Source organism: Kineococcus gurbantunggutensis (assembly GCF_050871925.1).
Taxonomy (GTDB): Bacteria; Actinomycetota; Actinomycetes; order Actinomycetales; family Kineococcaceae; genus Kineococcus.
In genome coordinates, this window is the sequence record NZ_JBJLSG010000061.1 from 17,302 (window position 1) to 27,192 (window position 9,891).

The following is a 9,891-nucleotide window of genomic DNA, read 5'->3' on the forward strand; positions in this document are numbered from 1 at the left end:
GCAGCACCCGCACCGACCGCCGCAGCCCCCCGCGCCGGGGCGCTGCCCGCCGGTCGGGCGCTCAAGGACCGGCGCGCGCGTGCCGAAGGAGGCAGTAGCCAGGACGGCGCAGCAGGGCCACGGACGGGCCGCTGGACGAGGGAACCCGACAGGGTGACCAGGACGACAGGCGGTGCAGTGCGTTTTCGCAACCTCTCGCAGATGGCGGTGCCGATCGGCGTCGTCGGCATCATCCTGCTGCTCGTCGTGCCGCTGCCGGCTCCGATGCTGGACTTCCTCATCGCGACGAACATCACGTGCTCGCTCATCGCGCTGCTGACGTGCCTCTTCGTCAAGCGGCCGCTGGACTTCTCCGTCTTCCCCTCGCTCATCCTGGTCCTGACGCTGTTCCGGCTGGGCCTGAACGTGGCGACGACGCGCCTGGTCCTCTCCGACGGCTACGCCGGCAAGGTCATCGAGGCCTTCGGGCACTTCGTGATCTCCGGCTCGCTCGTCATCGGCCTGGTGATCTTCATGATCCTGGTCGTCATCCAGTTCGTCGTCATCACCAAGGGCGCCGAGCGCGTCGCCGAGGTCGGCGCGCGCTTCACCCTGGACGCGATGCCCGGCAAGCAGATGGCGATCGACGCCGACCTCAACGCCGGCCTGATCGACGAGGACGAGGCCCGCCGCCGGCGCTTCGACGTCACCGCCGAGGCGGACTTCTACGGCGCCATGGACGGTGGCACGAAGTTCGTCAAGGGCGACGCCATCGCCGGCATCATCATCGTGCTGATCAACCTCATCGGCGGCTTCGCCATCGGGATGATCCAGCACGGCATGGGCCCGGCGGAGTCCATCCAGCAGTACGCGCTGCTGAGCATCGGCGACGGCCTGGCCTCGCAGATCCCGGCGCTGCTGCTGAGCGTGGGCACCGGCATCATCGTCACCCGCGCCACCGGCACCGGCGACATGGGCTCGCAGGCCCTGGCCCAGCTCGGCCAGAACAAGCTGGTCATGCTCATCGCCGGCGGCGCCGCGGTCGTGCTGGCCCTCATCCCGGCCATGCCCAAGCTGCCCTTCCTGCTCGTCGCCGGCCTGTGCTTCTTCGCCTCCACCCGCATCTCCAAGCGCGAGACCGCCGACGCCAAGGCCGTCGAGCTCGCCCAGCTCGCCCCGGCGCCGGTCAACCCCAACGAGGCCGCCGAGTCCCTCCTGGAGGAGATGCGCGTCGACCCGCTGGAGGTGGCGCTGGCCCCCGACCTGGTGGACCTGGTGGACACCTCCGTCGGCGGCGACCTGCTCGAGCGCGTGCGCGCCCTGCGCCGCAAGATCGCCCTGGAGGTCGGCCTGGTCGTCCCGCCGGTGCGCACCCGCGACTCCCTCGACCTGCCGGTGTCCACCTACGCGGTGCGCATCTCCGGCGTCGAGGTCGCCCGCGGCATCGCCCCGCCCGGCCAGGTCCTGGCCCTGGGGGAGAACCTGGACGGCCTGCCCGGCCGCGCCACCGTCGAGCCGGTCTTCGGCCTCAACGGCAAGTGGATCCCCGCCGAGCTGCGCCACCAGGCCCAGCTGACCGGCGCCACCGTCGTGGACCGCGCCAGCGTCCTGATCACCCACCTCGGCGAGCTGGTGCGCACCCACGCCCCGCGCCTGCTGGGCCGCGAGGACGTGCGCTCCCTGGTGGACGCCCTCAAGCGCACCCACCCGGTCGTCGTCGACGAGCTCACCCCCAGCGTGCTCACCCTGGGCGAGGTCCAGCGGGTCCTGCAGGCCCTGCTGGAGGAGGCCGTGCCGATCCGCGACCTGGCCCGCATCTTCGAGGCCCTCAGCCTCAAGGCCAAGCAGGGCTCCGACCTCGACGGCCTCGTCGAGGCGGCCCGCTCCTCGCTGGGGCCGGCGGTCGCCGCCGTGCACGAGCAGGACGGCGTCCTGCACGTCATCACCCTGGACCCGCTGCTGGAGCACTCCCTGGCCGAGGCCCTGCGCCCCGGCGAGCACGGCGCCAGCCTGGCCCTGGACGCCGTCACCGCAGAGCACCTGGTGACCGCCTCAAGTTCCTGCCTGGAACGTGCCGAACAACAGGGCATCTCCGCAGTCCTGGTGTGCGCACCCCCCTTGCGGGCCCCGCTCCGCCGGCTGCTCAAGGTGGCGATCGGCCGCCTCCACGTCCTCTCCTACGACGACGTCAGCAACCACCCCCGGATCGAGACGGTTGGATCGGTGAGCGGTGTCCACGCACTTGCTTCTTGAGGGGCCCGACCTGCAGGACCTGCTCGCGCAGGTCCGCCACGACCACGGAGACGCCGCCCGCGTCGTCCGCGCCGAGCGCATCCGTTCTGGAGGCGTCGCCGGATTCTTCACCAAGGAGCGCTACGAAGTGACGGTCGAGATCGACGACGACGGCACGGCCCCCGCCGAGGCGGCGCCCGCCGAGACCCCCGCCGCCGGCGAGGTGCCCGACTTCGAGGCCCTGCTCGCCGCCGCCGACCGCGCCGAGTCCGAGGCGGCCGCCCAGGCCGCCCAGGCCGTCGCGGCCCCCGCCGGCCGGCACGCCGCCCCCGCCGGGGACGAGGTGCAGGCGCTCCAGCCCGGCGCCGCGGGTGCCGACGACTTCGAGGAGGCCCGGCAGGGCCTGGTGGAGATGCTCAAGGCCTCCGGGGCCGTGAGCAGCGCCCGCGCCGCGGGACTGCTGGAGGGCTCCGGCGCCCCCGGCGCCGAGGAGGTCGTCGAGGAGGTGGACCTGGCCGCCGCGCTCGCCGAGGCGGCGCGCCGGGAGGAGGAGCGGCGCCTGGACGAGGAGGCCGCCGCGGCCGAGCTGGCCGAGGCGCAGCGCCGGGAGGCTGAGCTGGCCGAGGCGGAGCGCCAGGAGGCCGAGCGCCAGGAGGCCGAGCGGATCGAGGCGCAGCGCCAGGAGGCGGAGCGCCGGGAGGCCGAGCTGGCCGAGGCGCAGCGCCTGGAGGCGGAGCGTCTGGAGGCGGAGCGCCAGGAGGCCGAGCGGATCGAGGCCGAGCGGGCCGAGGCGCAGCGCCGTGAGGCGGAGCGCCTGGAGGCCGAGCGGGTCGAGGCCGAGCGGGCCGAGGCGCAGCGCCGTGAGGCGCAGCGCCGTGAGGCGGAGCGCCTGGAGGCGGAGCGCAGGGAAGCGCAGCGCCGTGAGACCGAACGCAGGGAAGCGGAACGCAGGGCCGAGGCCCGCCGCGAGGCGGAGCAGCGGGAGGCGGAGCGGCGCGAGGCCGCCCGTGCGGAAGCGGAGCGTCGGGAGGCGGAGCGCGTGCAGCAGGAACGTGTGGTGGCGGAGCGCCGGGAGGCGGAGCGCGCCGAGGCGCAGCGCCGCGAGGCCGCCCGCCAGGAGGTGCGCCGCCGCCAGGCCGAGCGCATCGAGCGCGCCGGTGCGCCGGCGCCGCGGGACGGCGAGCGCAGCCTGGGCGACCTGCTCGCCGCGGCCGACGCCGCGGACGGCGCCGACCGCCTGCGCGCGATGCTCTCGGCCGGCCGCGACGGCGCGGGCCGCCGTCGCGCCGAGCAGGCGCCGCAGCGCCCGGCGGTGCCGCACCGCCCGATCTCCACGGAGGGCTCGGGCTTCGCGGCCACGATGGCCGCGGTGCGCACCCTCGGCGACGGCCGGCAGAACGCCCGACCGAATGTGACCTCTGATGTACGCTCGGTCACTAAGCAGTCGCCGCGCCCCTCGGGGCCCCGTCCGGGCCGGCCGGCTGCCGCTGCAGGCGCCGACGCCCCGTTCGGCGGTCTGCCCGCTCGCACCACGGAGGATCGCGTGACTCCTGACCAGTTCGGTGCCGCCAACGGCGTCGCCCCCCGCCGCCTGGAGCGGACCGACGTCCCGGTCGAGGGCCGCGGGCGCGGTGGGGAGCAGGACGGCCCGGCGACGGTGCGCGAGGGCTTCGAGGCGCGCCGCGGTGCGCCCCGCCGCCCCGAGCTGCGCCGCCCGGCGCCCGTGGAGGACCACTTCGGCGACCGCTTCGTCGAGGAGGACGTGGTCCCGCAGGGCGTCGGCGGCTACGCCGAGGACGAGTACGAGGTGCCGTTCGAGCCCGCGGGGGAGCGCCGCCAGGCCTACCCCTACGCGGTGCCGGACGACTACGCGGACGCCCGCGAGGTGCGCGAGGAGCCGCGCCACGAGGTGCGGGCGCCGCTGGCGCCCGAGCGCACGAACAGCGTGGCCGGCGAGCGCGCCGCCCACGACGGGGACGACAACGAGGCAGCTGACATGGACCTGACTTACCGTGATTCTGTGACGACCTACAGCGACCGCCCTGCGGCTGCCCGCGCTCCCTACCGCGAGCCCCACGACTCCGGGGACGTGCTGCGCCTGGCCCGCGAGATCGAGGTCCCCGCGCCGCTGCGCGTGGGCTCCGGCGAGCTCGTCGTCGTCGTCGGCGAGGCCGACGCCGTCGTGGGCGCCGCCCTGCTCGTGGCCGACGAGGTCGGCTCCGAGGCGCCGCTGGTCCTCGGCCGCGCGGACGTGCAGAACACCGTCACCGCCGATGAGCTGCCCGCCCGCCAGGAGCAGGCCCGCCGCTGGAGCGCCCCGCTGACCGTGGCCGTGCCCGCGCGCCCCACCGCCGCCGACGCCGAGCGCGCCGCGCGCCTGGCCGCCGAGATCGGCGCCAGCGCCGTCGTGGTCTGCGTCGACGCCACCCGCCGCAGCCACGCGGTCGCCGCGCAGCTGAACGCCCTGGAGAGCGCCGGCGTGCCGGCCCGCCGCCTGGCGGTCCACCGCGCCGCCGAGAGCCCGGACCCGCTGGACGTGCTCTCCCTCGACGTCCCCGTCGGCTTCCTGGACGGGCGCCCCGCCACCTCCGGCGCCTGGGCCGGCCTGCTGCTCGACGCCACGTCGGGCGGCGGCGCCGCGCGCTGAGCCCGGTGGCCAAGCGCGGCAGCGCCGGGGGGGTGGGGGCCCTCCTCGGTGCGGCCCGGGGGCCGCGGCCGACGGCGAGCGTCAGCCGGCGCGACGGGCGCGGGCGGCGCGGCGCTTGAGCGCGCGGCGCTCGTCCTCGCTCATCCCGCCCCAGACGCCGGAGTCCTGACCGGTCTCCAGCGCCCACTTCAGGCAGCTGTCCACGACCTCGCAGCGACGGCACACGGCCTTGGCCTCCTCGATCTGGAGGATGGCCGGACCGGTGTTGCCGATCGGGAAGAACAGCTCGGGGTCTTCGTCGAGGCAGGCGGCACGGTGGCGCCAGTCCATGGGTGGTCCACTCCTTCTTCGCGTTGCGGTCTCAGTGCGCGCGACGGTCCGCTGTCACACGGGGTGTCGCGCGGGATCCCTGAGCACCGGCAGCGCCGGCGGTGCCGGGACGCACGATCAGCGCCCTCGGCGGTGCCGGTGGCTCTCGTGCGTCGGGGATCGCGTCGGCATCTAGATTCACACCCCGCGGCGCGTCCCACAAGAGGGGGACAGCCGCGGGTCGTGGAGAACCGGTGTCGGGTTCGTCACATGCACGTAACACGAAAGACCCCTCCCGGCAATCCCGGCCACGTAGTAACGGTTCGAGGTCCCGGCGTCGCCCGGGACCCGCAGGACGCCACCCGGTGCCGCTGCGGTGGCGCCACCCCGGTCCGCACCGGCGTGCAGCCACCACCACGGACCGCGACGGTCGTACGGTGCTCTGGTGCCCGACCGTCCCGAGCCCCGCCCCGCCTCCCAGCGTGGGGGCACTCCCGCCCGTTCGCCACTGCTGACCGCCGTCGCGGCGCTCGTGGCCCTGGAGGCGCTGCTGCTCGTGGCCGGCGCGGCCTATCTCGTGCACGGCCTGGTGGTGGAGGACGCCACCGCGCCGATCGCCGCCGGTGCGCTGGCGCTGACCACCCTGGCCTTCGCGGCCGGCGTCGCCCTGTGCGCCCACGGGCTGCTGCAGCGGGCCACCTGGGCGCGCTCGCCGGTGCTGGTGTGGCAGCTGCTGCAGCTGGCCGCCGGCTGGCCGGCGTTCAGCGGCGGCTCGCCCTTGCTGGGCCTGCTCCTCGTGGTGCCCGCGGTGCTGGTGCTGGTGGGGCTGTTCCTGCCGCCGGTCTCGGCGCAGATCTCCCGCTGAGCGGGGCCCGCGCTCCGGTCCTGCCCGGTCCTGCATGGTCCGTCCGGTCCGACCGAGCCCGGGCTCACTCCCGCTCGGAGCCCAGCCCCTCGCGCAGCTGGCCCAGGGTGCGGTTGAGCAGCCGCGACACGTGCATCTGCGAGATGCCGACCTCCGCGGCGATCTGCGCCTGCGACATCCCGCGCACGAAGCGCAGCGCCAGGATGCGCCGCTCGCGCGGGGCCAGCGCCGCCAGCAGCGGGCGCAGCGCCTCGCGGTTCTCGACGTTCTCCAGCCGGTCGTCCACGCTGCCCAGCGAGGCGACCGGGGAGGTGGGCGAGCCGGTGTCCAGCGGCAGCGTCGCGTAGGCGTTGGCGGACTCCAGCACCTCCACCACCCCGTCGGGCTCCTGGCCGGTGCGCGCGGCCAGCTCGGCGATCGTCGGCGCCCGCCCCAGCTCGTGGGTCAGCGCCTCGCGCGCGTCGGCCAGCGCCCGCCCGGCCTCCTGCACCCGCCGCGGCACCCGCATCGCCCAGCCGCGGTCGCGGAAGTGCCGCTTGATCTCCCCGAGCATCGTCGGCACCGCGTACGCGCCGAAGGGGACGCCGCGGGAGGGGTCGAAGCGGTCCAGCGCCTTCAGCAGCCCGATCGTGGCGACCTGCACGAGGTCGTCGTGCGGCTCGCCGCGGCCGTGGAAGCGCGCGGCCAGGTGCTCGGCCAGCGGCAGGTGCCGGCGCGTCAGCTCGTCGCGCACCCGGGCCCGCTCGGGGTCCTCCGGCGCCAGCCGGGCCATCAGCTCGTGCAGCGAGCGCTCCTCGGGGCGCTGCTCGCGCCGGTGCTCCTCGGGCAGGTCGGCGAGGTCCGCCTGCGCGTCCTCGGGCTCCTCCTCGCCCCCCTCGTCCAGCGCGTCCGGCTCGCCGCGCTCGTCCGGCGCGACCGCGCCGGCGGGGTCCCGCGGCCCGCCGCCCGCGCCCGCGCGCGCAGGACGGCGCGGCCCGCCGGGGGTGTCCGCGCGGGCCGCCGGGACCGCCGCCGTGGGGGCGTCCGCGCTGGACTCGCCGCTCACACGGCCCCCGCCGGCGCGCCCGGCGCGCCGGCACCGTTCCTGCTGTGCCGCAGCACGATCCACGCCCCCGTGGAGGAGGTGCCGGTGAACACCTCGCCGACCAGCGCCTCCAGGACGGCCCAGGCGAAGCTGGAGCGCTCGGGCAGCTCGCGCGCCGGCCCGCGCACCTCCACCTCCAGGCTGCCGTCGCCCAGGCGGAACACCGCCACCAGCTGCTGGGCCCCGGCCGCCGGGTCCAGCAGCAGGGTGCACGCCTCGTCCACCGCGATCCGCAGGTCCTCGATCTCGTCGAGGGTCAGGTCCAGCCGCGCGGCCAGGCCGGCGCTCGCGGTGCGCACCACGGTCAGGTAGGCGGGGTCCGCGGGCACGCGGAGCTCGACGAGGTCGCTGGCCTGCTCGCTGGCCTGCTCGCTGGCCGTGGTGGTCGACACGTGGACGTCCTCTCGGGGACCGGCCCACGGGGCCGGTGGTGTGCTGGGGGCGGTGGTGCGGTCCGGGGGCGCGGTGTGGCTGGAGAGCAGCTTCGCACGCCCAGAGCGCTCGGTTCGTGACGGTCCGTCACTGGGGAGGGTCACGGCGCGGTCCCGCGGGCCTGCGGGGCGAGCCGGTCCAGGCGCTCGCCGTCCAGCCGCCACACCGTCCAGCCCTCCTCGGGCGCGGCGCCCAGCGAGCGGTAGAAGGCGTGCGCGGGGGTGTTCCAGTCCAGCACCCACCACTCCAGGCGGCCGTAGCCGCGCTCGGCGCACAGCTCGCCCATCCGCGCGAAGAAGGACCGGGCGATGCCGCGCCGGCGGTGCTGCGGGCGCACGTACAGGTCCTCCAGCCACATGCCGCGCCGGCCCTGCCAGGTGGAGAAGGTCGTGTACCACAGCGCCATGCCGGCGACCTCGACGCCGTCGGGACCGTCGACCTCGGCGAGCAGGCAGCCGATGCCGCTGCCCGGCTCCAGCGCACGGGCGAAGTCCTCGCCCGTGGCGGTGGCGGCTCCCGGCTCGCGCTCGTACTCGGCCAGCTCGCGCACGAGCTGCGCGACGACCCCGCCGTCGGCGGGCCCGGCCTCGCGCAGCCGCGCCGCGGGCCGCGGGTCGGGCCGCCGCTGCGGCTGCCGGTCGGGCTGCGGGTCGGGCGTGGTGGTGGTCTCCCCGGCGGTGCTCACGGCTCCACGGTAGGCGCCGCGCCCGGCGCGCCGGAGGGGCCCGGCGCCGCCACCCGCAGCGCCGTCCAGGTGCCGTCGGCGACGACGAAGCCCGCGCCCGGGCCGGCGGCCGGCGCCGGCAGCGCGCGGCGGCCCAGCACGTCCGCGGGCACCTGCCCGTCGCGGCCCAGCAGCACCACCGTGCGGGCCTCGCGCAGCGCCACCGCCAGCCCGCGGAAGGCCGCCGCGACCTCCGCGCCGTCGGCGGCGGCCACCAGCCGCCCGCCGTCGCGCAGCACCCGCACGAGCAGCTCCTCCACGTCCGCCGGCAGCCCCCGCGCGGCGTCGTCGACGAGCACCACGGCCCCGGGCAGCTCCAGCACCCGCCGCAGCCCCTCCGCGTCCGCGCACCCCGTCCACGCCGCGGCGGGGAAGGCCCGTGCCGCGTCCGCGGCGGCGCTGACGACCGCGACCGGCGGAGCCGACGGGCACCGGGCCAGCGCGGCGGCCACCGCGCGCAGCGCCGTGGTGCGCCCGCTGCGCGCCGGCCCGCACACCAGCAGCCCGCCGGCCGGGTCCGCGCTCAGCACGTCCGCGCCGTCGCCGCCCACGCCCAGCGGCACCGCGCCGCCCGCCGGCACCGGCAGCGCCTCCACCGCCACCCGCGCCGGCAGCGGCTCCACCCGCACCCGCGCGCGCGGCGCGCCCAGCGCGCCCGGCGCGGCGGCCGGCGCCCCGGGCAGCACGACCTGCACCTCGCGGGCCACCCGGTCGCGCACCAGCAGCCCGCGGCCCGGCGGCTGCCGGCCCGGCACCTCGCGCGCCGGCACCCCCAGCAGCGCCGCGTCCGCGCGGTCCGCCAGCCGCAGCAGCACCACCTCCGCCGCCGCGGCGGCCACCGGGGAGGTCAGCAGGCCGCGGTCACCGGTGACGGCCACCCGCACCCCGGCCGCGCTGCCCTCGCGCAGCAGCCGGTGCAGCGCGTCCACCGGCGCACCCAGGTCCACCGCCGCCAGCTCCGCGGCCCAGCCGTCCCAGCCGTCCACGAGCAGCAGCAGGTGCGGCAGCGGCCCGGCACCGGGCACCCGCCGCGCCGCGGCCAGGTCGCCCGCGCCCAGCCGCGCGAACAGCTCCCGGCGCCGCTGCACCTCCTCGACGAGCCGCTGCAGCAGCCGGCCCGCCCGCCACGGCTCCGCCCGCCCGACGACCGAGCCCACGTGCGCTGCCCCCGCCAGGTCCGCCAGCACCCCGCCGCCGTCCAGGACGCTCACCTCCGCGTCGCCCGCGGCGGCGGACGCGGCCAGCGCGCGCAGCAGCGTGCTGCGCCCGCTGCGCACGGTGCCCACCACGAGCAGGTGCCCGCCAGCGGCCAGGTCCCAGCCCGCGCTCGCGCGCCGCTGCTCGTCCGGCAGGTCCAGCAGGCCCCACGGCAGCGCCCCCGCGTCCGCGGGGTCTCCGAGGTCCCCGGGGTCCCCGGGGTCGGCGGGGCCCGGCAGGTCGGCGGGGCGCACCAGCTCGGGCAGCGGCGGCAGCCACGGCGGCGGCGGCACCGCCCGCCCGCGCAGGTCCGCCGCCGCCCGCACGGCGGCCACCACCGGCGCCAGGGCGTCGCTGGCTCCGGGGGCGCCCGAGCCGCCGGGGCTCCCCGGTGCCGCACCGGCTGCCCGCCGGGCGCGCCC

8 protein-coding genes are annotated in these 9,891 nt (G+C 77.6%); 3 read left to right on the top strand and 5 right to left on the bottom strand.

All coding sequences use genetic code 11. The annotated features are described in order from the left end of the window. Positions 1 to 177: 177 nt before the first annotated feature. Complete coding sequence (gene flhA, locus ACRYR7_RS13020; RefSeq protein ID WP_432572526.1) at positions 178 to 2,232, top strand: flagellar biosynthesis protein FlhA; 2,055 nt, start codon at positions 178 to 180, stop codon at positions 2,230 to 2,232. Then, the gene (locus tag ACRYR7_RS13025; protein ID WP_432572527.1) at positions 2,210 to 4,858 is read left to right on the top strand and encodes a hypothetical protein; all 2,649 of its coding nucleotides are present in this window, start codon (positions 2,210 to 2,212) and stop codon (positions 4,856 to 4,858) included. Before flhA ends, ACRYR7_RS13025 begins: the two co-directional genes overlap by 23 nt. Before the next feature lie 81 nt (positions 4,859 to 4,939). Here ACRYR7_RS13025 and ACRYR7_RS13030 read toward each other — a convergent pair whose 3' ends face one another. Then, positions 4,940 to 5,188, bottom strand: coding sequence for a WhiB family transcriptional regulator (locus ACRYR7_RS13030; RefSeq protein ID WP_166610479.1), 249 nt, complete (start codon positions 5,186 to 5,188; stop codon positions 4,940 to 4,942). A 424-nt stretch (positions 5,189 to 5,612) separates the two neighbouring features. Here ACRYR7_RS13030 and ACRYR7_RS13035 point away from each other — a divergent pair, with 424 nt between their 5' ends. Further along, the gene (locus ACRYR7_RS13035; RefSeq protein ID WP_432572528.1) at positions 5,613 to 6,032 is read left to right on the top strand and encodes a hypothetical protein; all 420 of its coding nucleotides are present in this window, start codon (positions 5,613 to 5,615) and stop codon (positions 6,030 to 6,032) included. 64 nt (positions 6,033 to 6,096) lie between these two features. Here ACRYR7_RS13035 and ACRYR7_RS13040 read toward each other — a convergent pair whose 3' ends face one another. From ACRYR7_RS13040 to ACRYR7_RS13055, 4 genes are all read right to left on the bottom strand, one after another. Next, positions 6,097 to 7,077, bottom strand: coding sequence for a SigB/SigF/SigG family RNA polymerase sigma factor (locus tag ACRYR7_RS13040; RefSeq protein ID WP_432572529.1), 981 nt, complete (start codon positions 7,075 to 7,077; stop codon positions 6,097 to 6,099). Beyond that, on the bottom strand, positions 7,074 to 7,508 hold the full coding sequence (locus tag ACRYR7_RS13045; RefSeq protein WP_432572530.1) for an ATP-binding protein: 435 nt from the start codon (positions 7,506 to 7,508) through the stop codon (positions 7,074 to 7,076). The genes ACRYR7_RS13040 and ACRYR7_RS13045 overlap by 4 nt, the downstream gene beginning before the upstream one ends. 140 nt (positions 7,509 to 7,648) lie before the next feature. Next, positions 7,649 to 8,143: a GNAT family N-acetyltransferase gene (locus ACRYR7_RS13050; RefSeq protein WP_432572534.1), complete on the bottom strand. Its 495-nt coding sequence runs from the start codon at positions 8,141 to 8,143 to the stop codon at positions 7,649 to 7,651. A gap of 86 nt (positions 8,144 to 8,229) precedes the next feature. Beyond that, positions 8,230 to 9,891, bottom strand: a 1,662-nt coding sequence (locus ACRYR7_RS13055; RefSeq protein WP_432572531.1) for an FtsK/SpoIIIE domain-containing protein, incomplete at its 5' end; no start/stop codon positions are given.